This is a genomic window from Streptomyces sp. B8-7 (assembly GCF_058833805.1).
Map to the genome: position 1 here is coordinate 148,297 of NZ_JBYRRL010000002.1, position 25,485 is coordinate 173,781.

Sequence of the window (25,485 nt, forward strand, 5' to 3'; positions counted from 1 at the left end):
ACGGTGTCGCGGCCGGTCACCGGGCCGGGTGCGGCACCTCGCACAAGGTGCCGTCCGGCCCCCGGCGCCCTGCAAGGGGCGCGGGGAACTGCGCGGTCGGCCGCGACGGTGCCGAGGACGGTCACCGGGCGCAGCCCGTCCGCCGCGGCGGGGGCGGCGCCCGCCGCGGACGCTCTGCAAGGGGCGCGGGGAACTGCGCGCTCAGCCGCGACGGTGCCGAGGCCGGTGCCGAGGCCGGCCGACGACACCCACCACACCCCTCGGCGGAGCGCCTAGAAGATCACTGAAAATCTTCGGTTCTGGCCCCGCGTGTGCTGACGCGGGGCCAGACTGTTGTGTGTGCAGGGGGAATGGGCCGGGGAGCCGGTCGGGCCGGATGTATGGGAGACCTGCCGGGAGCTGATCCCGGCGGGGAGTGTGTTCGCGTTCCTGGCCGAGCACCGCGAGCGGTTGCTGCCGCCGGAGATGTTCGCGGACATGTACCCCTCGGCCAACGGCCGGCCGTCGTTGCCGCCGCAGGTGCTGGCGGCGGCGGTGGTGCTGCAGAGCCTGTTCGGGACCTCGGACGTGGAGACTGTGCTGGAGCTGCGGTGCGACCTGCGGTGGAAGGCGGCATGCGGGCTGGGCCTGTACGACACCGCGTTCGACCCCTCGCTGCTGACCTACTTCCGGCGCCGTCTGCAGCGCTCGGCGGACCCGGGGCGGATCTTCACCCGGGTCAAGGAGGTCGTGGCCGCCACCGGCATCCTGCGCGGGAAGCGGCGCCGCGCGCTGGACTCCACGGTGTTCGACGACGCGGTGGCCACCCAGGACACGGTCACCCAGCTGATCTCGGCCATCCGCCGGGTGATCCGCGAGGTGCCCGGCGCCGGCCAGGTCGCCGCCACGTACTTAGCCGCGCACGACTACGCCGATGCGGGCAAGCCGAGGATCGCCTGGGACGATGAGCAGGCCCGCGCCGAGCTGGTCGACGCGCTGGTGAGCGACGCGCTCAACCTGCTGGGCCGTCTGCCTGAGCAGGAGCTGGGCGAGCGGGCGGCGAACGCGGTCGGCCTGCTGGCACTGGTCGCCGGCCAGGATGTCGAGCCCGCCGAGGACTCCGACGGCCGCGACGGCCGCTGGCGCATCACCCGCGGCACCGCCCCTGACCGGGTGGTCTCCACCGTGGACCCCGAGGCCAGACACATCCACAAGAACCGCACCCGCCACCAGGAGGGCTTCAAGGGCCACGCTGCCGTGGAGCCGGAGACCGGCCTGTTCACCGAGGTCGCCCTGGCCCCCGGCAGCGGGCCCGCCAACCACGAGGCGAGAGTCGCCGAGGACCTCCTGGCAGACGAGACCGAACCGGTCGAAGTGCTCGGCGATTCCGCCTACGGCACCGCCGGCCTGCGCGAACACCTCGAACAGGCCGGCCACGACGCGATCCTCAAACCGCCGCCGCTCCGGATGGCGGTCCCCGGCGGCTTCACCAGCGACGACTTCCACATCGACACCGAGACCAGCCAGGTCACCTGCCCGGCAGGGCACACCCTCCCGCTCGGCAAGCCCCTGAAGGGAGGGTTCCGTCAGGCCCAGTTCAAGACGCTGTGCACCGGATGCCCGCTGCGCGAACGCTGCACCACCTCCAAGACCGGCCGCGTCCTGCGGGTCCACCCCCAGCACCGGCGCCTGGCCGACGCCCGTGCCCAGGCCGCCGACCCCGTCTGGAAGGACACCTACCGCCGCTGGCGGCCACCCGTCGAACGCGGCATCGCCTGGCTGACCGCCAAAGGCAACCGCAGACTCCGCTACCTCGGCACCCTCAAGAACGACACCTGGCTCCGCAACCGAGCCGCCGCCCTCAACCTCCGCCGACTCATCAACCTCGGCCTCGAACCCGCCAACGACGGCACGTGGACCCTGACCCCGGCCACACCATGAAGCACGGAGGGCGGCCCCGCCACCGGCGGAACCACCCTCACAGCAAGATTTTCAGTGATCTTCTAGGGCGTGTTTCGAAAGTAGCGTCGTCTGCCCGAAGGGCAGGCCTGGCGGCGTCTGGTGCGTGCGATCGCAAGGCGGAGGGTCGCCCCGATACTGGTTGTATCGGGGCGAGCCCGACAACGCGGCGAGCGTGCGTGCCAGACGCCGCCAGGCAGGCGGGACTTTCGAAACACGCCCTAGTGGAACTGCTCCTCCTCCGTGGAGCCGGCCAGCGCCGTCGTGGAGGAGGCCGGGTTGACGGCGGTCGACACCAGGTCGAAGTACCCCGTACCGACCTCGCGCTGGTGCTTGACCGCGGTGAACCCCTGCGCCTGCGCGGCGAACTCCCGCTCCTGCAGGTCGACGTAGGCGGTCATGCCGTGCTCGGCGTAGCCGCGGGCCAGGTCGAACATGCCGTGGTTCAGGGAGTGGAAGCCGGCCAGCGTGATGAACTGGAACTTGTAGCCCATGGCGCCCAGCTCGCGCTGGAACTTGGCGATCTGGTCGTCGTCGAGCGCCGCCTTCCAGTTGAAGGACGGCGAGCAGTTGTAGGCCAGCATCTGGTCCGGGTACTGCGCGTGGACGGCCTCGGCGAACTCACGGGCCTGGGCCAGGTCCGGCGTACCGGTCTCCACCCAGATCAGGTCGGCGTACGGGGCGTACGCCAGACCGCGGGCGATCACCGGCGCCATCCCGTTGCGGACCCGGTAGAAGCCCTCGGCGGTGCGCTCGCCGGTCACGAACTCGGCGTCGCGCTCGTCGACGTCGCTGGTGAGCAGGTTGGCGGCCAGCGCGTCGGTGCGGGCGATGACGAGGGTGGGCGTGTCCGCGATGTCGGCGGCGAGGCGGGCCGCGTTCAGGGTGCGGATGTGCTGCGAGGTCGGCACGAGGACCTTGCCGCCGAGGTGGCCGCACTTCTTCTCGGACGCCAGCTGGTCCTCGTAGTGGATGCCGGCCGCACCCGCCGCGATCATGCCCTTGGTCAGCTCGAACGCGTTCAGCGGGCCGCCGAAGCCGGCCTCGGCGTCGGCCACGATCGGGGCGAGCCAGTCGGTGGTGTCGCCCGCGTCCTCGGCGGTCGCGATCTGGTCGGCGCGCAGCAGCGCGTTGTTGATGCGGCGCACTACCTGCGGCACCGAGTTGGCCGGGTACAGGCTCTGGTCCGGGTAGGTGTGCCCGGCCTGGTTGGCGTCGGCGGCGACCTGCCAGCCGGACAGGTAGATGGCCTGGAGACCGGCCTTGACCTGCTGGACGGCCTGACCGCCGGTCAGGGCTCCGAGGGCGTGGACGTAGTCGAGCTCGTGCAGCTGGCGCCACAGCCGTTCGGCGCCGCGCCGGGCCAGGGTGTGCTCCTCGCGGACGCTGCCGGAGAGCCGGACCACGTCCTCGGCGCTGTAGGTCCGCTCGATGCCCTGCCACCGCGGGTCGGTGGCCCAGCGCCGCGCGAGTTCCTCGGCCGCCTGCGTCCTCGCCTGTGCCATGACTGTCACCGTCTCCTCGGGATGTTGCGTCTGCCAAATCCGAGGCCTCGCGGCCCTGGGTGGCACTGCGTGTCATTGATGAATGCGGCCCGCCGTCATCCATGGTGGACGAACGTGAGCAATGTTGCCGGAAGGGAACTCCGCCGCCGCCGGGATCTCCGACGTCAGGGCTTGAATCGCGCCCGATGGCGAGCGATGTCCGCGCCGGTTCCGGCGGGCCGCACTAAGACTGTGGCACTGGCACTGAGTGTCATCAACTGTGGATGCATGCCAAGTTCTGCGAATCTTCTCACTGTGTTTTGCCAAGGTTGCGAAGGGTGCAGACCGCGTCGGGGCCCTTACGCTGACCGCACCCGGGTTCCTGGCACGAGGGAGTGTGTGCGGTGAGCAAGACGTACGCGGGCGCGCGGCTGCGGCGACTGCGCGAGGACCGCCGGATGAGCCAGGCCGAGCTCGCCCGGGTGCTCGGCATCTCCCCGAGCTACCTCAACCAGATGGAGCACGACTCCCGGCCGCTCACCGTGCCGGTGCTGCTGCGGCTGACGGAGACCTTCGGTGTCGATCCCGGCTTCTTCTCGGAGCGCGACACCAGCCGGCTGGTCGCCGACCTGCGCGAGGCCCTGGCCGGGGAGATCGACGAGGCCCGGGTCACCGCCGCCGACCTGGCCGACCTCGCCTCCCGGATGCCCGCGGTGGCCCGTGTGTTGCTGGACCTGGGCCGCCGCAACCAGGACCTGTCCGAGCGCCTGGTCGGCGCCGTGGACGGCCGGGAGGGGCCCCGGCCGGCGGCGTCCTCGCCGCACGAGGAGGTGCGGGACTTCTTCTACCGGCGGCAGAACTACCTCCACGACACCGATCTGACCGCCGAGCGGCTCGCCGCGGAGATCGGGGTCCGGCCCGGCGAGGTGATCGGCGCCCTCACCACCCGGCTGGCCGGCGCCCACGGAGTCCACCTCGCCGCGGAGACCGGGGACCGGCTGCACCACTACGAGGCGCCCACCCGCACCCTCCACCTGTCCACCCGGCTGCGGCCGGGGCGCCGGGCCTTCCGCATGGCGACCCAGCTCGCCCTGCTGGAGTACGGCGACGAACTCGACCGCCTGGCCTCCGAGGACTTCCCCGCGGGCTCGCCCGCCCACGGCCTGACCCGTATCGGCATCGCCAACTACTTCGCCGCCGCGCTGATCCTGCCGTACACGGCCTTCCACGCCGCGGCCGAGGAGACCCGCTACGACATCGAACGGCTCACCGACCGCTACGGCCTCGGCTACGAGACCGTGTGCCACCGGCTGAGCACGCTGCAGCGCCCGCGGCTGCGCGGGGTGCCCTTCTCCTTCGTCCGCGTCGACCGCGCGGGCAACCTCTCCAAACGGCAGTCGGCCACCGGATTCCACTTCTCCCGCGCGGGCGGCACCTGCCCGCTGTGGAACGTCTACGAGGCGTTCGCCGTACCGGGCCGCATCCATGTGCAGATCGCCGCCATGCCCGACGGCCAGCGCTACCTGTGGACCGCCCGCTCGGTCACCCGGCACCGCGGCGGCTGGGGCGAGCCCGGCCGGACCTACGCGATCGGCCTCGGCTGCGAGATCCGCCACGCGCACCGGCTGGTCTACTCCGACGGCCTCGACCTCGACAACGCCGCGGCCGCCACGCCCATCGGCATGGGCTGCCGCGTCTGCGAGCGCCTCGACTGCTCCCAGCGGGCCGCACCCCCGCTCGGCCGGACCCTGCTCATCGACCACAACCACAGCACCTTCGTGCCCTACCCGGTCCAGCGCGGCGGGCCGTCCGAACCGGCCTGAGGCGGGCACCCCGGCCAGGGCGGTGACGTCCCGGGGGACGGCGGGTAGGCGGATCGACGGAAGGGAAGGACGCCCTGGACCGCCCTGGACCGACAGGGCGGACGCGTACGGCGGGCAGGACACGCCGGACGGGCAGGACACGCGGCACGGGCGGGTCGCACGGGACGGACCGGACGGGCGCGACGGAGGAGCACGGCATGGACGCGGAGGACTGGGACGAGCGCTACCGCGGTGCGGAGCGGGTGTGGTCGGTGGAGCCGAACCGCTGGGTGGCCCGCGAGACCGCCGGGCTCCGCCCCGGGCGGGCGCTCGACCTGGCGGCGGGGGAGGGCCGCAACGCGGTCTGGCTGGCGAGCCGGGGCTGGCAGGTGGACGCGCTCGACTTCTCGCCGGTGGCGGTCGCCAGGATCGAGGAGGCGGCGCGGGCCCACCCGGGTGCGGTGCACGCGCTGGTCGCCGACGTCACCCGGCACACCCCCGAGGCGGAGGCCTACGACCTGGTCCTGATCTCCTACCTCCAGCTGCCCCGGCCGGAGATGGACGAGGTGCTCGCCCGTGCCTGCCGGGCCGCCCGGCCGGGCGGCACCCTGCTGCTGGTGGGGCACGACGTCAGCAACCTGGAGCACGGTCACGGCGGCCCGCAGGACGCGCGCGTGCTGTCCGACGCCGGCCAGGTGCGGGCGGCCTGGGAGCCGTGCGCCGCCGTCGAACTCGCCGAGGTGGCCCGCCGCCCGGTCGGGGACGCCGTGGCCCTGGACACGGTGGTCCGCGCCGTCCGCCTCTGACCGGCACCGCACCCCACGGCCGGGCACCGGGGCGCCGGCGGCGCCGGGCGGCCCGGCCACCGTCCGGCGGGTGACGTCCGCTCCGGCCGGGTACCCCGACGGGCAGGCACGGTTGCCGTCGGGGTACCCGGCCGGAGCGGTGGGGCGGAGGTCATCCGACGTGTCGGCGCAGGGACGCGAGGACGGCGTCGAGGCGGCGGGTCGCCTCCTCGGCGACCGGGGCCATCGCCGCGCGCCCGGTGAGCGCGACCATGGTGCCGGGGTCGATCGCCTGGACGACGACCTCGTCGCCGTCCGCGCGCACCACGACGTTGCAGGGCAGCAGCAGCCCGACGGAGGGGTCGGCCTGAAGGGCCTGCCGGGCCAGTGGCGGATTGCACGCGCCGAGAATCAGGTACGGCTCCATGGCGTGGCCGAGCTTCGCCCGGAGCGTCGCCTGCATGTCGATCTCGGTCAGTACACCGAAGCCCTGCTCCGCCAGGGCGCGGCGGACGGCGTCCGCGATCTCCCCGAAGGCGCCGTTCAGTCTCACGGTGCGGTCGTACGACACGGTTTCCCACCTGGCCTCTCTCGGTTCCCTCGCCGTCGGCGAGCCTGCCGGGCGCCCGCCGCAGGAGGCGGCCCGCTACCGTCGAATATACCCCCGGGGGTAAAGGTGCTAGGGTGGAGGGCATACCCCGGGGGGTAATTCACGTACGAAGGGAGCAGCGGCGTGTTCTTCGTCGACACCATCGCGCTGGAAGGGCTCGGCAACCGCAGCTACCTGGCCGGGGGCGAGCGGACCGCGGTGGCGGTGGACCCGCCCCGCGACATCGACCAGGTGCTGGCGGCCGCGGCGCGCCGCGGGGTGCGGATCTCCCACGTGGCCGAGACCCATGTGCACAACGACTACGTCACCGGCGGCCTGGAGCTGGCGCGGATCACCGGCGCCGCCTACCTGGTGCCGGCCGGGGCGCGCGTGTCGTACGCCCGCACCCCGGTCGTCGACGGCGACACCGTCGATGTCGACGCCGGCGCGGAGCTGGCCCTGACCGCGGTCGCCACACCGGGACACACGCCCCACCACACCGCCTACGTGCTGAGCGAGGCGGGCGCCCCGGTGGCCGCGTTCACCGGCGGCTCGCTGCTGATCGGCACCGTGGGTCGGCCGGACCTGGTCGAGCCACGGCTGACCGGGGAACTGGCCCGCGCCCAGCACGCCTCGGCGCACCGGCTCGCCGACGCCCTGCCGGACGAGACCGCGGTGCTCCCCACCCACGGCTTCGGCAGCTTCTGCTCCTCGGCGCAGGCGGACGGCGACGCGACGACGATCGGCAAGGAGAAGGCCGTCAACCCGGCCCTCATCGCGGACGTGGACACCTTCGTCGCCGAGCTGTTGGCCGGCCTGGACGACATACCCGCCTACTACGCGCACATGGGCCCCGTCAACGCGGCCGGCCCCGCCCCGGTCGACCTGACCCCGCCGGCGCTCGCCGGCCCGGACGAGATCGCCGCGCGGCTCGCGGCGGGGGAATGGGTGGTCGACCTGCGTCACCGCGTGGCCTTCGCCGAGGGCCATGTGGCGGGTTCCTTCAACTTCGAGGCGGACGGCCGGCTCGCCACCTACCTGGCCTGGCTGATCCCCTGGGGCAAACCGGTCACCCTGCTCGCGGAGTCCGCCGGGCAGCTCGCCGACGCCCAGCGGGAGCTGGTCCGGGTCGGCATCGACCGCCCGGCGGCGGCCGCCACCGGCGGGCCCGGCCGCTGGCTGCGCGAGGGCGAGCGGCCCGCGTCCTTCCCGCGCTCCACCTTCGCCGGGCTCGCCGCGCTCGCCGGGCCGGACCGGGACGGGATCGTGCTGCTGGACGTGCGCCGGGACTCCGAGCGCGCGGCCGGTCTCATCGAGGGATCGGTGCACATCCCGATCCACCAGCTGCACCGCAGGAGCGCCGAGGTGCCCGAGGGCACGGTGTGGGTGCACTGCGCCGGTGGGACGCGGGCGGGCATCGCCGCCTCGTTGCTGGACGCGGCGGGACGGGACGTGGTCGCCGTCGACGACGCGTTCGAGTCCGCCGCCGACGCGGGGCTGCCCGTCGTCACCGCCTGACCGGCAGCCGGTCCGTGCGGCACGCGGGCCGGGCCGGCTGCCGGAACCCGGGCCCGGAACCGGGCCCGGGGAACCGCACCGGCAGGCCCGCCCCACGGCGGACCGGCAGGCGGACCGGGAAGTACACCGGGAACTTCACCAGGAACTTCACCAGCAAGTCCATCAGCAAGTTCACCAGCAAGTCCATCAGGAAGCAGAAGGGTCACCTCGACGATGTTCCTCTTCCGTAGAAGTGAAGCGCGGCTGTCCGTGGCGGACGCCCGCGCCCGCACCGGCGGCGACCGGCCCGAGGCGGTGCTGATCGACGTGCGGGAGAAGCCGGAGTGGCGGGCGGGCCACGCGCCCGGCGCCGTGCACGTGCCGCTGACCGCGCTCGCCGCGGGCGGTGCGCTGCCACGGACGGCCGAGGGCCGGCCGCTGGTGGTGATCTGCCGCAGCGGTCACCGTTCCCAGCAGGCGACGAAGCTGCTGGCCGCGCGGGGTGCCGACGCGGTGGACGTCAAGGGCGGCATGAACGCGTGGGCCGCCGCCGGATACCCGGTCGTCGACGAGCGCGGGAACAGCGGCTCGATAGCGTGAGCGCGGTCATCCTCGCCCTGGTCGCCGGGGCCGTCGTCGGCCTGGCTCTGGGGGCCCTGGGCGGCGGGGGCAGCGTCCTCGCCGTCCCGGCCCTGATCTACCTGCTCGACTTCTCGCCCGTGGCGGCGACCACGGCCAGCCTCGTCATCGTCAGCGCCACCTCCCTCACCGCGCTCGCCGCCCACGCCCGCGACGGGAACGTCGCCTGGCGCACGGGCACCCTGTTCGCGGCGGCGGGCATCGTCCCGGCGTTCCTGGCCGGGGCCGTCGCCGGACACCTGCCCGAGGCGCTCCTCACCACGGCCTTCGCGGTCATCGCCGGGCTCGCCGCACTGCGGATGCTCAGGCCTTCCGGCGCCCGGACCGCCCCCACCGTACGGCCGCTGAAGGCCGTCGGCGCGGGCGCCGGGCTCGGCGCGGTGACCGGGTTCCTCGGGGTCGGCGGCGGTTTCCTCGCGGTGCCGGCCCTGGTCGGTGTGCTGGGACTGCGGATGCGGCAGGCCGTGGGGACCAGCCTGCTGGTCATCACCGTCAACTCGCTCGCCGCGCTCGCCGCGCGCACCGGCACCGGCGGGGACCTGCGCTGGGAGCTGATCGGCCCGTTCGCCGGTGCCGCCGTCCTGGGGGCCTGGGACGGCAAGCGGCTCGCCGCCAGGATCAGTGGGGGCGCGCTGCAGCGGATCTTCGCCTACGTCCTGCTGGGCGTCGCGGCCTTCATGCTCATCGATGTGATCGTCGGAGCGTGACCGAACTGGCGTGACCGACCGGGCGTGACCGTGGGGTGGTGGGGGCGCGGGGACGGCTGCCGGGAGGCGCCTCGGGGCAGCCGCCCGGGCAGCCGTCCCGCCCCGGTGGCCTCGTGCGAGGGCGGCCGGGCGCGGGGCGGCGACGGTGGCGAGCCGGGCCCGGGCGGGTGCCGGTGCGCGCGGCTCAGGCCAGTGAGAGGAAGAGCTTCTCCAGTCGGCCGCGCATCTGTTCACGGTCCTCTCCCGTGTACTCGCCGTCCGACAGCCCGGTCAGGCACTGCTGGAGGCCGGTGGCGATGATGGCGAACCCGGCCCGGTCCAGCGCCCGCGACGCGGCCGCGAGCTGCGTCACGACCTCCTCGCAGTCGCGCCCCTCCTCGATCATCCGGATCACCCCGGAGATCTGGCCCTGTGCCCGGCGCAGCCGGTTCAGGACCGCCTTGAGTTCGGCGCCCGCCAGATCAAGCTCCATCACCACTCCTCAGAAAATACCCCCAGGGGTAATCTACTCCGCCATTGGGGTGCACCGTCGACACCCAAGGATGACACCTGGGGCGACCCGGCCCGCTCCGCCCGCCGCGCCCGGTACCGGCCGGGTGCGGCGGGCGGTCGCCGGGGTGTGCCGTGGGCGGTCCGAGTCCGCGGGCGGAGCCCGGGTGGGCCGGCTCTCGGGGTGCGGTGCGCGCGGGTGTGCCGGAGCCGGGCGGTGGTGGTGCGGAGGTCGCCATAGAAAACAAGGCGAGCGGTTTCTTATTGATCACTCCGGAGTGAGGCGGATCGCCCGGTTCGCTCCTTGGCGGACCGATCGGTTCGGGCGGGCGTGGAGGTCATGCGGGGCGGGCCGCCGCCGCGGCCGGCCTCCGTGCCGGTGCCGCCGGGGGCACCGAGGGCGCCGGGGGCACCGAGGGCGCCAGGGGCACCGGGGGTGCCGGGGATACCGGGGATGCCAGGGGCGGCCGTGCCTCCGGGTGGCTCCCGTCGGCGGCGGCCCGGGTCCGCGGACGTGCGGGGGCCGCCGACCCGGACGGGCGGAAGCGGTCCAGCTGCCCGGCGGGCACCAGGGCGGGCAGCAGTGCGCCCCAGGCGCCCGTGACGACCGGTGCGGCCAGCCAGTCCCGGTCCTGGCGGGAGAGCAGCTCGATCCCGGCGGTGGTCGCCGTCAGCGTCTGCGCGGTCTGTGCCAGGTCCAGGCCGGGCAGCAGCTCGCCCCGCCGGGCGGACCGGGCCAGCAGCAGCGTGACGGCCCGCCGCCAGTCCGGGTACGGGCTGCGGCGCCGGTCCTCGCCCGGCCAGGGCTCGCCGCACAGCCGCAGTCCGGCCCGGAAGACCACGTCCTGGTGCATCCGGCGGGCGAGGCCGTGGGTGAGGTCGATCAGTACCTGCAGGGCCGGACCGCCGGGTGCCCTGGCCTCCCGCAGGATCTCCCGCCAGTCCGCGCCCAGCCGTGCGACGACCGCCTCGCCGAGCTTCTCCTTCGAGCTGAAGTGGAAGTACAGGGCTCCCTTGGAGACCTCGGCCCGCTCCACGATGTCGTTGAGGCTGGCCGCGGCGAAACCCGTGGTGTCGAAGCATGCTGCTGCGGCCCGGACGACCAGCTCGCGCGTGCGTTCGGCTCGTTCCTGGCGTGGCATGGCACCTCCCCCTCGTCCCCCTGGTGGCGGCTCGCCGGTCGGTGGTGGCCGGAGGCCTGGGAAATCGATTCGTCTCCACTCTAGCAAACCAACCAAGCGGTATTTTATGGTCTCGCATGTCGGCCGAAAGTGTGCGGAAGGCCGGGTGAAGGAAGTCTATAAAACCAACTGCCCGGTACGGTATGGTCCTCGGTGGATGGTGTTCCGGTGCTCTGGCGGTCCGCGGTCCGGCGTCCGCGTGCGGCCCCGGCCGCACCGCTGCCGACAGCAAGGCCGCCTGCCGGGCGGCCGGGGGAGAAGGAGGGGGAGCCGTGGAAGGCGTGCAGAGAGAAGCCCTGGCGCAGTCGTGGGGCGACGTCGCGGACGACTTCGTCACGGAGTTCTGCGGGCGGATGCTGGCCTCGCTCAAGCGGCGCGACCAGCGGACCCGGGGTGAGTGGTACGTCTCCGGGCTGCTGTCCGTGCCGGGGCGCAAGTCCATGCGGGCGCTGGCGGCGGTGGCCGACCGCGGCGCCGCCGAGCAGAGCCTGCACCACTTCATCAGCAACTCGTCCTGGGGCTGGCAGCCCGTGCGGCAGACGCTCGCCCGCCACCTGGACCGGGTGCTGCTGCCGCAGGCCTGGGTGATCGACTCGATGGCGATCCCCAAGGCGGGGGCGCACTCCGTCGGCGTGGCGGAGTCGTTCCGCCTCGATCTCGGCCGGGTCGTCAACAGCCAGCAGGCCTACGGTGTCTCGCTGGCCACCGAACACGTCAGCGCACCCGTCAACTGGGGTCTCACCCTGCCCCCCGAGTGGCTGGAGGACGAGGAGCGGCGGCGCCGGGCCCGCATCCCGGACGACGTGGCGGCGATGAGCGTGGAGGCCGGGGTGGTGCACACCGTGGCCGAACTGGCCGACGCCGCCTGGGGGCTGCGGCGCCGTCCCGTCGTGGTGGACGCCCGCACCCTGGACCAGCTGGCCCTGGTCGAGCAGTTCACCTGCCGGCACATCCCGTTCGTCATGCGGGTCGACGGCACCACCCAGGTGGTCGGCTCCGACCCGGCGCACCCCGGCTCGGGGGGCCGGCTGTTCCGGGCCCAGGAACTGGCCGAGCGCGGGAAGCGGCTGGCGAAGCCGGTCTGCTGGGTCGACCCGGAGTACGCGATCACCCGGTCCGGGCTGGTCGGCGCCACCCGGGTGACCATGCCGGCCGCCCGCAGGCCCGGTCTTCCGCCGCTGTCCGACCGGCCCCTGACGCTCGTCGGCGGCTGGCCGCTGCAGAAGGGCCGGCCGGGTGAGGTCTGGCTGTCCAACCTGCTGGACGTTCCGCCGGCCGCGCTGCTGCGGCTGGGCCGGCTCACCCGCCGGGTCGGCCGGGACTTCGCGGAGATCAGCGCCCGGGTCGGCATGCGGGACTTCGAGGGCCGCTCCTACGCGGGCTGGCACCGGCACGTCACCCTGTGCTCGGTGGCCCACGCCATCCTGGTGCTGTCCTCGGCGCGACGGCAGCGCCTCACGGCGTCAGGAGGTGAGAGGTCGGCATGAGCGGGCCGGCTCGGCGTCCCGGGCCGCCCGCCCGGTCAGTCCGGCCAGGGCGGCCCGGCGCATCGCCGCCGGCGGCACGTCCTTCCGGCCGGTCAGCAGCTCGACCTGGCGGGCCGTCCGGTGCAGCAGCACGGACACCCCGTCGACCGCGGTGCCCCCGGTGAAGCCGGCCGCCTTCACCAGCCGGGTCGGCCAGGCCGAGCACACCGAGTCCAGGACCGCGGCGCCGGAGCGCGCGACCGCGGGAGCGAGCGCGTCGGCCGCCCCGGCGGGCAGTGTGGAGACCACCACCGCCACGTCCCGCAGCAGCCGGTGCAGTGCGCCGAAGTGGTGCAGCTCGACCGACACGCCGAGCCGGGCGGCCGCCGCCTCCACCTCCGTGGCACACGTGCGCTCCTCGACCACGACCACCGGCTCCCGCACCCCGACCTCCCGCAGCGCGGCCAGCGCGGCACAGGCCTCGGCCCCGCCGCCCAGCACCACCGCGGACCCCGGTGCCTGAAGCCCCGCCCGGTGCGGTCCGGCGCGCTGCAGTCCGGCCTGGAGCAGGCCGGCCGTGATGGCGTGCACGCCCGTGTGGTCACCGAAGCTGCGGCCGCGGCGCAGGATCACCGTGTCCGCGCCGCCCACGTCCATCGCCAGGTCGGACACCTCGTCGAGCAGCGGCAGCACGGCCCGCGTCAGCGGTACGGCCAGACAGAGTCCGGTCCGGTCGCGGCCCAGCGATCCGAGCAGTGCGGGCAGCGCCGGCTCCTCGCACTCGACCGCCTCGCAGCTTCCCCCCAGTCCCATGGCCGCGTAGGCGGCACGATGCAGCGCGGGCGACAGCCGGTCGCCGGCCGGCGGCCCGAGGACCGCCGTACGGACGACTCCGCCGCCCCCGGGCGCCGCGCGGGCCCCGGGCGTCTGGTCCGCATACATGGATCGGGGACGCTCCTTCCGCGTCAGAGACGGATTCCGGATATCGGAACAGCCTAGAACCCGGGTCCCGGCAGTCCGACGCCGAGTTGACATAGACCCGGGGCCGATCACCGCATGTCTCGAAACACCCTCTTCGCGGCCCCGAGGCGGACCCCTCGCCACGGCAAGGTGATGAAATCGCGGCGGATCGTTTGCCGCCGCCGCGGGCTCCCGGCAACAGTCGGACACGCGAGTCCCGCCCGCCGGGCTCGCCCGTATGCCAGCCAGTCCAGGGGAGTTGCGACCGTGGCCGACGCCGCCGACCCGTACCGCCCGTCCGCCGGGCAGCCGTCCACCGGACCCGCGCCCCGGCCGGCCCGCCCGGCCGTCGCCGCGTCCGGCCCGGCCGGTGGCGGGGTGCGGCGGAGCAGACGTGCGCCGCGGCGGCCCGGGAGAGCGTGAACGACCGCCGGGGAGACGTCCGCACGCCCCGTCCACCCCTCGGCCCCCTGCCGCCCCCTCCCCCCCCCGTCGGCGCAGGCCGCCACCGGCATCCGCCGGAACGCTCCGCCCGCCGACCGCCTCCCCGGCCCGACCCACCGCCCCCGACCCACCGCCACCCAAGCCCGCCGCCACCCGGGACACCGTCCTGCGCGGTTCCGCCCGGCCGGACCGTCCCGCGGGGCAGCGGCCCGGCGCCCGCCAACGGCCCCGGCCGCGGCGCGGCCGGACCCGCCCGGCAGACCATGCGGCAGACCGATCCAGACCGGTGCAGACCACCGCAGATCCACCGCAGGCCGGCGCACACCGGCGCAGACCAATTTCGGCAGACCAATTCGGCAACTCGGCAGACCATTTCCGCCGACCAGATCGGCACAGTGACCAAGGGGATGCAGAAGCAATGAACATCATCAGCTGGAACGGCACGGAACCGGAGAACCCGCTGGTGCCGGGAGACGCGACCGAGCGCGACAGTGTGAAGATCGTGAACGCGCTGTTCACCGGCCTCGTCGAGTACGACCCGGAGACGGCCGAGCCGCGCAAGGCGGTGGCGAAGTCGATCGAGTCGGCCGACTCCCGCGTGTACCGGATCACCCTGAACCCGGGCTGGACGTTCCACGACGGCACCCCCGTGACCGCCGCGAGTTTCGTCGACGCCTGGAACTACACCGCGTACGGCCCGAACAGGCTCCAGGGAGCCGAGTACCTCTCCCACATCGAGGGCTACGAGGCCGCCCAGAGCGGCACCGCCGAGACGCTGTCCGGTCTGAAGGTGATCGACGACGCCACCTTCGACGTGACGCTGTCGGCGCCGTTCTCGGCGTTCGTGACCCAGCTCGGCTACGCCGCGTTCTTCCCGCTGCCGGCCGCCTTCTTCGCCGACCGCCTGGCCTTCGAGACCCGGCCCGTCGGCAACGGACCGTTCCGCTTCGCCTCGCACACGCCCGGCGAGAACATCGTCCTGCTGCGCTACGACGCCTACGCCGGAGTCCGGCTGCCGCGTGTGGACGGCGTGGAGTTCCGGTTCTACCGGATGCTGGAGGACGCCTACGCCGACGTCGTCGCCGACAAGCTCGACTACCTCGACTTCGTCCCGGCGGACGCGCTCGACGGCGGCCGGTACAAGGAGGAACTGGCCGGACGCTGTGTGTCCAAGCCGTACATGGGCGTGCAGTCGATCTCCTTCCCGCTCTACGACCCGCGGTTCGGCGACCCCCGGCTGCGCCAGGCCCTCTCCATGGCCATCGACCGGCAGTACGTGATCGACAAGGCCTTCGACGGCGACAAGATGCTGCCGGACGGACTGGTGCCGCCGATCGTTCCCGGATACGGCGGCGACGCCAGCGGAGACCTGTGCACCTACCAGCCGGAGAAGGCCCGCGAACTGTTCGAGGCCACCGGCTTCGAGGGCCCGATCGAGCTGTGCTCCAACGACGACTCCGCCAACCAGGTGTGGATCGAGGCCGCGTGCCGCACCATCACCGCGGCCCTCGGAGTCGAGGCCCGGTACGCGCCCGTGCCGACCTTCGGCGAGTTCCGCAAACTGGTCAACGAGCAGAAGATGACCACGGTCTTCCGCTCCGGCTGGGTCGCGGACTACCCGTCGATCGAGAACTTCCTCAACCCCGTCTTCCGTACCGGCGCCGCCGTCAACGGCTCCGGCTACTCCAGCCCGGAGGTCGACGATCTGCTCGCCCGGGCGGACGCGGCCCCCACCGAGCAGGAGGGCTGGGAGCTGTACCGGGAGGCGGAGAGGCGGATCATCCAGGACATGCCGGCGATTCCGCTGTGGTACCAGAAGGTCGAGTCCGGCTGGTCCACCCGCACGAAGAACGTCACGGTCACCCCGCTGCTGCAACTGGACCTGTTCGACGTGACGATCGAGGACTGACCGGCCGGTCGGCCGGCCGGCCCGCCGCCGGGCGCACCGGGCGTCGAGCGCATCCGTTGCCGGTGACCCGGTGACCCGGTGACCCGGTGACCCGGTGACCCGGTGACCCGCAACCGCGGGGGCGACCGGCCGTCAGACCCGCGACGCGAGCAGCCCGCCGCGGCCGTACCGGCCGCGGCGGGCTGCCGCGCGACCGGTCCGCGGTGCGCACGTGCGGTGTGCCGGCAGCGGTGGACGGGCGCGGCCGACGGGGTGCAACGGGCAACGGCCGGTGGCCCGGCGAGTCATCACCGGGCCACCGGCCACCGGCCGCCGGCGCGCCGTCGGCCGGTCACCGGCCGGGTTCCCCACCGCCCGCCGGTCCGGACCGGTACGCCGATCGCGGTACGCCGGCCGGACGCCGCCGGTCGCCGGACGTGGTTCCGGGGCGGGCCGTGGCACGGCCCGCCCCGGCGGGTTCAGCGGACGGGGTGCGTCACCGCGTACGGGGCCGGCCCTGCCAGGCGGCGGCGACCTCCAGCGCCTGGGCCGGGTTCAGCCGCGGGTCGCAGAAGGTCGTGTAGCGGGCGCCGAGGGTGTCCATCGCGTGCGCGTGGGCGACGCACTCGGCGACGTCGTCGGGGGTCGTCTCCAGGTGCAGACCGCCCGGGACGGCCCCGGCCCCCACGACGGCCCGCTGGAACTCCCGTACCTCCCGGGCCACGGTCTCCACCAGCCGGGTCTTCAGGCCGCCCGGACCACTGACCGTGTTGCCGTGCATGGGGTCCGACAGCCAGACGACCGGGTGCCCGGCGGCCTGTACCGCCGTGGCCATCGCGGGCAGCTCGTCGGCGACGGCGTCCGCGCCCATCCGGGCGATCAGTGTCAGCCGGCCCGGCTCACGGTCGGGGTCGAGCCGTTCGCACAGGGCCAGCAGACCGTCCGTGCCCATGCCGGGACCCACCTTGCAGGCCACCGGGTTGGTCACCGAGGCCAGCAGCGCCACATGCGCGCCGTCGAGCTGGTTGGTGCGGTAGCCGATCCAGGGCCAGTGGGTCGAGGCGAGGTAGCGGCGGCCGCTGCCGTCGACGCGGACCAGCGGTGCCTCGTAGTCGAGCAGCAGGGCCTCGTGGCTGGTCCACACCGGGGTCACGAACGCCTCCGGCTGGAGGGCGATCCGGCCCCGCAGCGCCTCCATGGCCCGGCCGGCGGCCTCGTAGCCCGCCCGCAGCCGCAGCGGGTCGGGGCGCCGCAGTCGCGCGTCCGGCTCGGGGCTGTTCACCATGTGGCCCCGGTAGACGGGAAGTTCGACACCGTCCACGACCTCGGTGGGGCGGGAGCGGGGCTTGGCGAACTGGCCCGCCATCCGGCCGACCCGGAGCGTGGGCAGCAGCGTGTTCATGGACATCACGCCGGCCAGCGCCTCCAGCAGCGCCACCTTGCGGGTGATGGGCCCCGGTGCGCATTCGGCCGGGTCCTCGGCGCAGTCGCCGGCCTGCACCACGTGGAACCGGCCTGCCACCACCTCGGCGAGCAGGCCCCGCAGTTCGGCCACCTCCTCGGCGCCGACCAGGGCCGGCCGGTCGGCCAGGTCGAAGGTGACCTCGGCCAGGAGGTCGAGGTCCTCCCACTCCGGCTGCTGCCGTGCGGGAAGCGCTCTCCAGAGCTCGCCCGTGCCCTCCAGGAGGGCGGACCCGGCCGGGACCGGCCGGGTCGCGATCGCGTCGCTGGTCACGAAGAACCTCCGTGGTCGTGATTGGTTGCGGTCAACTGCGTCGGATGCCCGGGACTTCGTCATGCGCCGGAATGCCGAGCCATGCGGAGAGATCGGTGGCCGTCCAGCACGCCGCGGAAGGGAACGGACGCCGCGCGAACGGGCAGGTGCCGTGCGAACGAGCAGGTGCTGTCGGGAACCCAAGGGTGCCGTCGGGGACGGGCAGGTGCCGTCGGGAAGCGGGTGCTCCCGGGAGCGAGCGGATGCCGTCGGGGCGGTCCCCTGCCCTGAGCGGCGGCCGGGCCCCACGCGGTTCCCGCGGAGCCCGTCCGCACGGGCGGATGCGGTCCGCGACGGCGGATGCCGCTCGAAGCGATCAGCGGCACCGCACCACCGTGCGGAACCGGCCAGGGGAATCCTTGCCGACTCCACACCCGCCGAGGGCACTTCGCCGAAAGTGCGCACGGGACTCCGTCAGGTCCGGCTGGGCCAACCCGTTTTGGGGGACGGGTCCGGGAACGGCCGACGCGCCGGACTTGATTGCCTTTCCCGGCCAAGGCTCGCGATCAACCCGCAGCTCGGATGGACTCGGACCGACGCGGACGCCGCCCCGCCCGACCGGCGGGTGCCAGCAGACCACCAGAGAGAGGGCACCGTGAACAGCGAACTCCTTGTCTCCGACGCCGGCCACTTCCGGGTCGCCTACGAGATCAACCCGTACATGGACACGGCCGTCCAGCCCGACACCGAGGCGGCGCTGGCCGAGCACCAGGCGATCGTGGCCGCGCACCTCGCGGCCGGCCGCAAGGTCGAGTACGTGCCCTCCGCGCCGGAGTGTCCGGACATGGTGTTCACCGCCAACGCCGCCGTGATCCGGGGCGAACGGGCCGTGCTGGGCAACCCGCCGGCCGAACGGCAGGCGGAGATACCGTACTTCAGGGCCTGGCTGACCGACCGCAAGTACGAGGTCGTCCAGGCGCCGTACGCCTTCAGCGGCCAGGGCGACGCCCTGGCCTGCGGAGACCTGCTGCTCGCGGCGTACGGACAGCGCACCGACGAGCGGATGCTCGGCGTGCTCGCCCGTGAACTCGACTACGAGGTCGTTCCGTTGCGGACGGCCGGCCCCCGCTGGTACGACCTCGACCTGGCCGTCGGCGTCATCACCCCGGACCTGCTGGCGTACTGCCCCGAGGCACTCGACGCGGTCGGCGTGCGGACCCTGCGCGGACTCGGCACCGGCCTGATCGAGGTGTCCGTGGAGGAGGCGGCGCGGTTCGCGCTCAACCTGGTCAGCGACGGCACCACCGTCACCATGACCCGGGGCGTGCCGCGACTGGCGGCGGCGCTGCGCGACCACGGCCTGGACGTCGTCGAACTCGGTACGACCGAACTCGCCAAGGGGGGCGGCGGGGTCCGCTGCACCGCGCTGACACTCGACAACCCGCCCGCGTAGAGCGGCACTTAGACTCGGAGCGGGATCACCTTCCGAGGGGGAGCAGACAGGGATGACCAGGGGAGGAGCCGTCCGTGCACGGCGGGCCGCCGGCGTGCTGGTCGCGCTGTTCGCGGCTCTGCTGGCCGTGCTCGGCGGCGCGGGTGCGGCACACGCCCACGGGACGCTGGAGGGCTCCGACCCGGCCGAGAACGCGGTCGTGCCGGAGCCGCCGGCCGGCGTCACGCTCACCTTCGACGAGTCGGTGACGCTGCCCGCGGACGCGGTACGGGTGTTCGACCCGGCGGGCGAGCGGGTCGACACCGGCGAGCCGGTGCACCCCGGAGGCGACGGCAAGCTCACCCGGGTCGCCCTGCGCGACGGCGTCTCCGACGGCACGTACACGGTGGCCTGGCAGGTGATCTCCGCCGACTCGCACCCCGTCGGAGGGGCCTTCACCTTCTCCATCGGTGCGCCCTCGGCGACCGCGGTGTCCGCCGAGGAACTCCGCGGCACCCGCACCGACGGCCTGATCTCCTTTCTGTACGACACGGCCGCCGCCGTCGCCCACGGCGCCTTCGCGCTGCTCGCCGGGGCCGTCGCGTTCGTGCTGATCTGCTGGCCCGGGGGTGCGTCCGCACGCCCGGTGCAGAAGATCCTGGCGGCCGGCTGGGTCGGCCTGCTGGGCTCCACCGTGGTGGTGATGATGCTGCGCGGCCCGTACGAGCAGGGCAACGGCATCGCGCCCTCGGACGATCCGGCGCTGGCGTCTGCGCATGTCCCGGTGGACGAGCGGATCTACTTCGCGCTGGCGGCCCGGCTGCTGCTGCTCGTCGCGAGCGGGGTGTTCCTCGTCCTGCTGGTGGGCCAGCTGGGTCAGGCGGGCCGGCCGGATCAGGACGGCCCGTCCGGCCCGCCGGGCCGGCCGGGGCCGGCGGACCGGGACGGCGACGGGACGACCCGGCGGGTGCGGACCCGGCTCGGTGCGGCCGGGCTGCTCCTGGCGGTCGGCCTGTCGGCGACCTGGGTCAGCACGGACCACGCCTCCGAGGGGCCGCAGGTCTGGCTGGCGCTGCCGCTGACCGCGCTGCACCTGCTGGCCATGGCGGCCTGGCTGGGCGGGCTGGCGACGCTCGCAGCAGGACTGCGTGGCGGTCTGGGCGCCGAGGCGGTGGGCCGCTTCTCCGTGCTGGCGCTCTGCTCGGTGGCGGTCCTGGTGCTGACCGGCACCTACCGCTCCTGGCGCGAAGTGCGCACCTGGGACGCCCTGTTCGGGACCACGTACGGACAACTGCTGCTGGTGAAGGCCGGCGCGGTGGCCGTGATGGTCGCGGCGGCATGGGTGTCCCGCACCCGCCTCGGCCGGCTGCGCGGGGCGGGCCGGGAGTCGGACACCACGGCGGTGCGGGCCGGGCTGCGCCGCTCGGTCCTCACCGAGTCGGCCGTGGCCGTCGTCGTGCTCGCCGTGACCACCGTGCTCACGTCCTCACCGCCCGGCCGCACCGCGGACCAGGACGCCTCGGCGCGGGTCCCGGCCGGATCCGCGGCGAGCGCCGGCCCGGCCCGCACGGTCACCGCGCGGATCCCGTACGACACCGGCGGCACCACCCCGGCCGCCGCGGGTACGGCGACCCTCAGCCTCGCCCCTGCGCAGTCCGGCCACACGGTCCGGCTGGAGCTTCGTGACACCGGCGGTGAACCCGCCGACGTGCCGGAGGTACGGCTGGCGCTCACCCTGCCCGCCCGGGACCTCGGGCCGCTCCAGGTGGAGCTGCGGCCGGCCGGCACCGGACGGTGGACGGGCGCCGTACGGCTGCCGCTGCCGGGCGAGTGGACCGCCGCGGTGACCGTCCGCTCCTCCGACATCGACCAGTCGACGGCCCGGAGGAAGCTCACCCTCGGAGGCTGAGACACCGGCCCTGGCACCGTAGGTGACACCGGCCCCGGCACGGGACGTGACGCCGGCGGAAGCCGGCCGGGGCACCGGTCCGGACACCGGTCCGGACACCGGTCCGGACACCGGTCCGGGCACCGGTCCGGACACCGGTCCGGGCACCGGTCCGGGCACCGGTCCGGGCACCGGTCCGGGCACCGGTCCGGGCACCGGTCCGGACACCGGTCCGGGCACCGGTCCGGGCACTGGTCCGGACTCCGCCTCGAACGGCGGCCCGAACGCCCGAACACCGTGGAACCACCCCAACAGGCGCTTGCCGAAAGGGACCTGACAAGGTGTCCCGGTGGCGCTTTCCGCTCTGCCGACGCCTCGATCACGCTGTGCGTATGATTCGTCAGAAGCAAGTGTGGCCGTGGATGATCGCGGCCATCGGGTTTGTCGCGCTGGTCGCGGCGGCTGGGTTCCGGGCGACCCCCGGTGCGCTGGTGGAGCCGCTGCAACGCGAGTTCGGATGGTCCACCGGGGTCATCGGCCTGGCCATGTCCGTCAATCTCGCCCTCTACGGGATCACCGCGCCGTTCGCCTCCGCGCTGATGGAGCGCTTCGGTGTGCGCAAGGTGACCGCCGCCGCCATGTCACTGATCGGCCTCGGCAGCGGCCTGGCCATCTTCATGACCGCGTCCTGGCAGCTGGTGCTGCTCTGGGGTGTGCTGGTCGGCCTCGGCGCGGGATCGATCTCCCTCGGGTTCGTCGCCACGCTCGGCACCCGCTGGTTCGTCAAGCGGCAGGGCCTGGTCACCGGTGTGCTGACGGCGGGCGGCGCGACCGGCTCGCTGGTGTTCCTGCCGCTGGTGGCCAAGCTCTCGGAGGCGCCCGGCGGCTGGAAGACGGCCGCGATCGTGGTGTCCCTGGTGGCGTTCGCCACGGTGCCGTTCATCCTGCTGTTCTTCCGGGAGCACCCCGCCGACCTCGGCATCCCGCCGTACGGCGCGGACGAGGTCGTGCCCGTGCCGCCGCCCACCGGCAGCGCCGCCCGGCTGGCCGTCGACGGGCTGAAGAAGGCCGCCCAGAGCCGGGTGTTCTGGATGCTCGCGATCGCCTTCGCGATCTGCGGTGCCACCAGCAACGGCCTGGTCAACACCCACTTCATCCCCGCCGCCCACGACCACGGCATGGCGTCGGTCACCGCGGCCGGCCTGCTCGCCATGATCGGCATCTTCGACCTGATCGGCACCGTCGCCTCCGGCTGGCTCAGCGACCGCTACGACTCCCGCATCCTGCTGCTCGCCTACTACGGGCTGCGCGGGATCTCCCTGCTGGTGCTGCCCTCCCTGTTCGACGAGACGGTCACCGGCCCGATGATCATCTTCGTGATCTTCTTCGGTCTGGACTTCATCGCCACCGTGCCGCCCACCGTGGCCCTGTGCCGGGAGCACTTCGGGATGTCCGCGCCGATCGTGTTCGGGTGGGTGTTCGCCGCGCACCAGCTCGGCGCCGCCTTCGCCGCCACCATGGCCGGCGTCACCCGGGACAACTTCGGCACCTACGCGCCCGCCTGGTACGTCGCCGGCGCGCTCAGCATCGGCGCGGGCCTGCTGTCCATCTCGACCCGGCGTGCCGCGCCGGACAAGCCGATGGTCGCCGAACCCGCGGGCGTCTGACCGGCCGCATGCCCGCGTCCGCCCGCCGCGCACCGAGAGGTGGCGCCCCGCCGTGCTCCACGGTGGCGCCACCTCGGCCGTCGTCCCGCCCGCGGGCGGTCCGGCCTGGGGGGCGGTGCCCCGTCCGGCGGCGCCCGGCGGCCTCCCGGGGCCGTCGTCCCGCCCGCGGGAGGGGCCCGGCGCGGTCCCGGCCGCCGTCCCGCCCCCGGGTGGCGCCCAGCGGTGGTCCCCGGCGCCCGCGGGATGTGCCGGCGTCACCGGAGGCGCTGTCCCGCACGCCGCGGGCCGGCGCGCCGGGCGTCGTACCGTCCGGCGACCCGGCGCCGCCGCGCACCGCGCCGCCCGCCCACGCGGCCCGGGCACCCCCTCGGCCGTCGTCCCGCCGGTGGACGCGGCCCTGCACGCCCCCACCGGTCCGCCCGCCGCGGGCCGCCCGGGCCTCGGACCGGCGCCGCCGGCCCGACGTGACGGAGTCCCCAGGGACTCCTTCCCCTGCTTCTCCCGAAATCGGCATTATGTCGAGTAGTTACCGTTTCCTGAAAGGTACTTCCGCAATGGCGAACAGCCAGCAGACCAAGGCCGTCACCCTCCGCGGCCTGCACGACCAGGGCATTCTGGTGCTGCCGAACGCATGGGACGCCGGCAGCGCCGCGCTCATCGCGCAGGGCGGCGCCAAGGCCGTCGCCACCACCAGCGGCGGCGTGTCCTGGTCCGCCGGGAAGCCGGACCAGCAGGCCCTCACCCGCGACGAGATGGCCGCCCTGGTGCGCCGTATCGCCGACGCCGTGGACGTCCCCGTCACCGCCGACATCGAGGGCGGCTACGGACCCGCCCCCGAGGACGTGGCGGCCACCGTCACCGCCGTCATCGAGGCCGGAGCCGTCGGCGTCAACCTGGAGGACTCCCGGCCCGACGGCCGGCTGTTCACCGCCGAGGAGCAGGCCGAGCGCATCCGCGCCGCCCGCCGGGCCGCCGAGCAGGCCGGGCTGCCCGAGCTGGTGATCAACCTGCGCACCGACGTCTTCCTCTTCCAGATCGGCGAGCCCGAGGGCCGCCAGGCCGACGTCCTGGCCCGCGCGGCCGCCTACGCCGAGGCCGGTGCGGACAGCCTGTTCGTGCCGGGCCTGCTCGACCTCACCGTGATCGCCGAGATCGTCAAGGGCCAGCCGCTGCCGGTCAACGTGATGGCCGGTCCCGGCGCCCCCACGGTCGCCGAGTTCGAGGCGGCCGGCGTGCGCCGGGTCAGCGTCGGCACCGCCGTCGCCCAGGCCGCCTACTCGCTGGCCCGGCGGGCCGCCGCCGAACTGGTCGGCAAGGGCACGTACGACGAGCTGGCGGGGGCGCTCGACTTCGGTGCGGTGAACAGCAGCTTCAGCCGCTGAGGCATGCGGCAGCGCCTCACGGTCTGACAACGTGCACCACCCACGGGGCGGGCCGGCCCGTGACCTCGGACCGGCCCGCCCCTCGCGTGTTCCGAATGGACGAATCATCCGTATTTCTACCGGAGATGAGGGGATGACAATGGGGAGGCCGGAGAAACCGGTGGACGCCTCGGGCGGAGCGGTGGCGCGATTCGCGAGCGACCTGCGCCGCCTGCGGACCCAGGCCGGGAGTCCGACGTACCGGGACATGGCCAGGACCGCGATGTACTCGGCCTCGGTGCTGTCGAGCGCGGCCAACGGCCATCGGATGCCCACGCTCCAGGTCGCGCTCGCCTATGCGGCCGCCTGCGGGGGAGACCGGGAGGAGTGGCGCCGGCGCTGGCTGGAGGCCGCGGCCTCACTGCCCGGTGCCGCGCCCCGCCCGACCGCGGCACCGGGGGCACCCGCACCCCCCGAACCCGAGGCCGAGCAGATACCCGGGGGCCGCGGCAGCGCCACGCCGACGCTGCCCAAGCCCTGCCAGCTGCCGCCCCGCCCGCGCGGACTGGTCGGCCGCACCGCGGAACTGGACCGCCTCGCCACCGTACCCTCGGGCACGGTGGTGATCAGCGGCCCGGTCGGCGTCGGCAAGACCGAACTGGCCCTGCACCACGCGCACGACCTGGCCCCGTCGATGGCCGACGGCCAGCTCTACGCCGACCTCGGCCCGGTGCCCGACGGCGGCTACGACGTGTCCGCGCTGATCGCCGAGTTCCTCGCGGCCCTCGGCGTGCCCGCCGGGCAGATCCCCTCCGCCGGGGACCAGCGCGCCGGCCTCTACCGCTCCCTGCTCGCCCAGCGCAGGCTCCTGGTGCTGCTGGAGAACGTGCACAGCGAACGCCAGGTCCGCCCCCTGCTGGCCGACTCCGCGACCAGCGTCACCCTCGTGGTGGCCCGCTCCGCGCTGCTCGGCCTCAGGGACGTCCACCGGGTCCGGCTGGATCTGCTCCCGCGGGCCGACTCCGTCGCGCTGATCGCCCGCGGTCTGCCCGAGCGCGCCCTGGCCGACCCGGCCGGCGCCGACCGGCTCGCCGAGCTGTGCGGCGACCTGCCCCTGGCGCTGGACATCGCCACCCGCAAGCTGCTCGCCCACCCCGAGATGTCGCTGCGCTGGGCCGTCAACCGGCTGGACCACCCCGAGGCGCTGCTGGACTGGCTGAACGTCGGCGACCTGCGCATGCGCGAGGTCCTCGACGCTGCCCACGCCCGGCTCAGCGACGGCGCCCGCGAGCTCCTGGACCGGCTGGTCCGGCTGCCGCAGCAGGAGCTCAGGGCCGACGAATCAATCCTCGCCGGCGCCGACCAGTTGATCGACGAACTCGCCGAGGGAGGCATGCTCCGGCCCACCGAGCGGCTCGGGGCGTACCGGCTCGACGCGCTGGCCCGGACCTTCGCCGCGAGCGGCGGCCCGGAGGGCGACCTGCGCTCCCGCCGCCCGGTGCCGTTCGCCCGCATCCGGCCCCTGACGGAGGCGCCGCAGCTGACCTGACCGGC

20 protein-coding genes are annotated in these 25,485 nt (G+C 74.2%); 13 read left to right on the top strand and 7 right to left on the bottom strand.

Translation table 11 applies throughout. The features are described from left to right. Nucleotides 1-339: 339 nt before the first annotated feature. On the top strand, nucleotides 340-1,920 hold the full coding sequence (locus AC5K6T_RS09600) for an IS1182 family transposase (RefSeq protein WP_493206409.1): 1,581 nt from the start codon (nucleotides 340-342) through the stop codon (nucleotides 1,918-1,920). A 239-nt stretch (nucleotides 1,921-2,159) separates the two neighbouring features. On the opposite strand, the gene aceA is transcribed toward AC5K6T_RS09600, so the two are convergent. Then, nucleotides 2,160-3,443: an isocitrate lyase gene (gene aceA, locus AC5K6T_RS09605; protein WP_493207567.1), complete on the bottom strand. Its 1,284-nt coding sequence runs from the start codon at nucleotides 3,441-3,443 to the stop codon at nucleotides 2,160-2,162. Between the two features lie 383 nt (nucleotides 3,444-3,826). Between aceA and AC5K6T_RS09610 the strand changes: the two genes are divergently transcribed. Continuing rightward, nucleotides 3,827-5,245, top strand: a complete 1,419-nt coding sequence (locus AC5K6T_RS09610) for a short-chain fatty acyl-CoA regulator family protein (protein WP_493207568.1) — start codon at nucleotides 3,827-3,829, stop codon at nucleotides 5,243-5,245. Between the two features lie 197 nt (nucleotides 5,246-5,442). Next, a complete protein-coding gene (locus tag AC5K6T_RS09615) occupies nucleotides 5,443-6,030 on the top strand; it encodes a class I SAM-dependent methyltransferase (RefSeq protein WP_493207569.1) in 588 nt (195 codons plus the stop codon). 151 nt (nucleotides 6,031-6,181) lie between these two features. Here the strand turns inward: AC5K6T_RS09615 and AC5K6T_RS09620 are convergent, their stop codons facing one another. Continuing rightward, complete coding sequence (locus AC5K6T_RS09620) at nucleotides 6,182-6,580, bottom strand: DUF302 domain-containing protein (protein WP_493207570.1); 399 nt, start codon at nucleotides 6,578-6,580, stop codon at nucleotides 6,182-6,184. 162 nt (nucleotides 6,581-6,742) lie between these two features. On the opposite strand from AC5K6T_RS09620, the gene AC5K6T_RS09625 reads away from it, so the two are divergent. After that, nucleotides 6,743-8,116: an MBL fold metallo-hydrolase gene (locus tag AC5K6T_RS09625; RefSeq protein ID WP_493207571.1), complete on the top strand. Its 1,374-nt coding sequence runs from the start codon at nucleotides 6,743-6,745 to the stop codon at nucleotides 8,114-8,116. On the opposite strand, the gene AC5K6T_RS09630 is transcribed toward AC5K6T_RS09625, so the two are convergent. Beyond that, nucleotides 8,106-8,303, bottom strand: a complete 198-nt coding sequence (locus AC5K6T_RS09630; RefSeq protein WP_493207572.1) for a hypothetical protein — start codon at nucleotides 8,301-8,303, stop codon at nucleotides 8,106-8,108. The two genes, AC5K6T_RS09625 and AC5K6T_RS09630, sit on opposite strands and share 11 nt — an antisense overlap. A 26-nt stretch (nucleotides 8,304-8,329) precedes the next feature. Between AC5K6T_RS09630 and AC5K6T_RS09635 the strand changes: the two genes are divergently transcribed. Both AC5K6T_RS09635 and AC5K6T_RS09640 read left to right on the top strand, forming a co-directional pair. Beyond that, nucleotides 8,330-8,695 (top strand): rhodanese-like domain-containing protein, encoded by a 366-nt coding sequence (locus AC5K6T_RS09635; RefSeq protein WP_493207573.1) that lies wholly within the window; start codon nucleotides 8,330-8,332, stop codon nucleotides 8,693-8,695. Further along, a complete protein-coding gene (locus AC5K6T_RS09640; RefSeq protein WP_493207574.1) occupies nucleotides 8,692-9,441 on the top strand; it encodes a sulfite exporter TauE/SafE family protein in 750 nt (249 codons plus the stop codon). The genes AC5K6T_RS09635 and AC5K6T_RS09640 overlap by 4 nt, the downstream gene beginning before the upstream one ends. A 184-nt stretch (nucleotides 9,442-9,625) precedes the next feature. Here the strand turns inward: AC5K6T_RS09640 and AC5K6T_RS09645 are convergent, their stop codons facing one another. Together AC5K6T_RS09645 and AC5K6T_RS09650 are read right to left on the bottom strand one after the other, a co-directional pair. Beyond that, nucleotides 9,626-9,913: a metal-sensitive transcriptional regulator gene (locus tag AC5K6T_RS09645; protein WP_493207575.1), complete on the bottom strand. Its 288-nt coding sequence runs from the start codon at nucleotides 9,911-9,913 to the stop codon at nucleotides 9,626-9,628. 355 nt (nucleotides 9,914-10,268) lie between these two features. After that, nucleotides 10,269-11,072: a ScbR family autoregulator-binding transcription factor gene (locus AC5K6T_RS09650; RefSeq protein ID WP_493207576.1), complete on the bottom strand. Its 804-nt coding sequence runs from the start codon at nucleotides 11,070-11,072 to the stop codon at nucleotides 10,269-10,271. Between the two features lie 311 nt (nucleotides 11,073-11,383). Between AC5K6T_RS09650 and AC5K6T_RS09655 the strand changes: the two genes are divergently transcribed. Then, nucleotides 11,384-12,598, top strand: a complete 1,215-nt coding sequence (locus tag AC5K6T_RS09655; protein ID WP_493207577.1) for an IS701 family transposase — start codon at nucleotides 11,384-11,386, stop codon at nucleotides 12,596-12,598. On the opposite strand, the gene AC5K6T_RS09660 is transcribed toward AC5K6T_RS09655, so the two are convergent. Next, nucleotides 12,575-13,519 (bottom strand): shikimate dehydrogenase, encoded by a 945-nt coding sequence (locus AC5K6T_RS09660; RefSeq protein WP_493207578.1) that lies wholly within the window; start codon nucleotides 13,517-13,519, stop codon nucleotides 12,575-12,577. The two genes, AC5K6T_RS09655 and AC5K6T_RS09660, sit on opposite strands and share 24 nt — an antisense overlap. Before the next feature lie 880 nt (nucleotides 13,520-14,399). On the opposite strand from AC5K6T_RS09660, the gene AC5K6T_RS09665 reads away from it, so the two are divergent. Further along, complete coding sequence (locus tag AC5K6T_RS09665; RefSeq protein WP_493207579.1) at nucleotides 14,400-15,890, top strand: peptide ABC transporter substrate-binding protein; 1,491 nt, start codon at nucleotides 14,400-14,402, stop codon at nucleotides 15,888-15,890. Nucleotides 15,891-16,365: 475 nt separating this feature from the next. Here the strand turns inward: AC5K6T_RS09665 and AC5K6T_RS09670 are convergent, their stop codons facing one another. Continuing rightward, nucleotides 16,366-17,604, bottom strand: coding sequence for a 3-deoxy-7-phosphoheptulonate synthase (locus AC5K6T_RS09670; protein WP_493207580.1), 1,239 nt, complete (start codon nucleotides 17,602-17,604; stop codon nucleotides 16,366-16,368). A gap of 634 nt (nucleotides 17,605-18,238) precedes the next feature. Here AC5K6T_RS09670 and AC5K6T_RS09675 point away from each other — a divergent pair. The 5 genes from AC5K6T_RS09675 (at nucleotide 18,239) to AC5K6T_RS09695 (ending at nucleotide 25,480) form a co-directional block, all read left to right on the top strand. Next, nucleotides 18,239-19,036, top strand: a complete 798-nt coding sequence (locus tag AC5K6T_RS09675) for a dimethylarginine dimethylaminohydrolase family protein (protein WP_493207581.1) — start codon at nucleotides 18,239-18,241, stop codon at nucleotides 19,034-19,036. A 52-nt stretch (nucleotides 19,037-19,088) separates the two neighbouring features. After that, nucleotides 19,089-20,924 (top strand): FixH family protein, encoded by a 1,836-nt coding sequence (locus tag AC5K6T_RS09680; protein WP_493207582.1) that lies wholly within the window; start codon nucleotides 19,089-19,091, stop codon nucleotides 20,922-20,924. Between the two features lie 371 nt (nucleotides 20,925-21,295). Then, nucleotides 21,296-22,570 (top strand): MFS transporter, encoded by a 1,275-nt coding sequence (locus AC5K6T_RS09685; RefSeq protein ID WP_493207583.1) that lies wholly within the window; start codon nucleotides 21,296-21,298, stop codon nucleotides 22,568-22,570. A gap of 554 nt (nucleotides 22,571-23,124) precedes the next feature. After that, on the top strand, nucleotides 23,125-23,952 hold the full coding sequence (locus AC5K6T_RS09690; RefSeq protein ID WP_493207584.1) for an isocitrate lyase/PEP mutase family protein: 828 nt from the start codon (nucleotides 23,125-23,127) through the stop codon (nucleotides 23,950-23,952). Between the two features lie 139 nt (nucleotides 23,953-24,091). After that, a complete protein-coding gene (locus AC5K6T_RS09695; protein WP_493207585.1) occupies nucleotides 24,092-25,480 on the top strand; it encodes an XRE family transcriptional regulator in 1,389 nt (462 codons plus the stop codon). The last annotated feature ends 5 nt before the right edge of the window (nucleotides 25,481-25,485 follow it).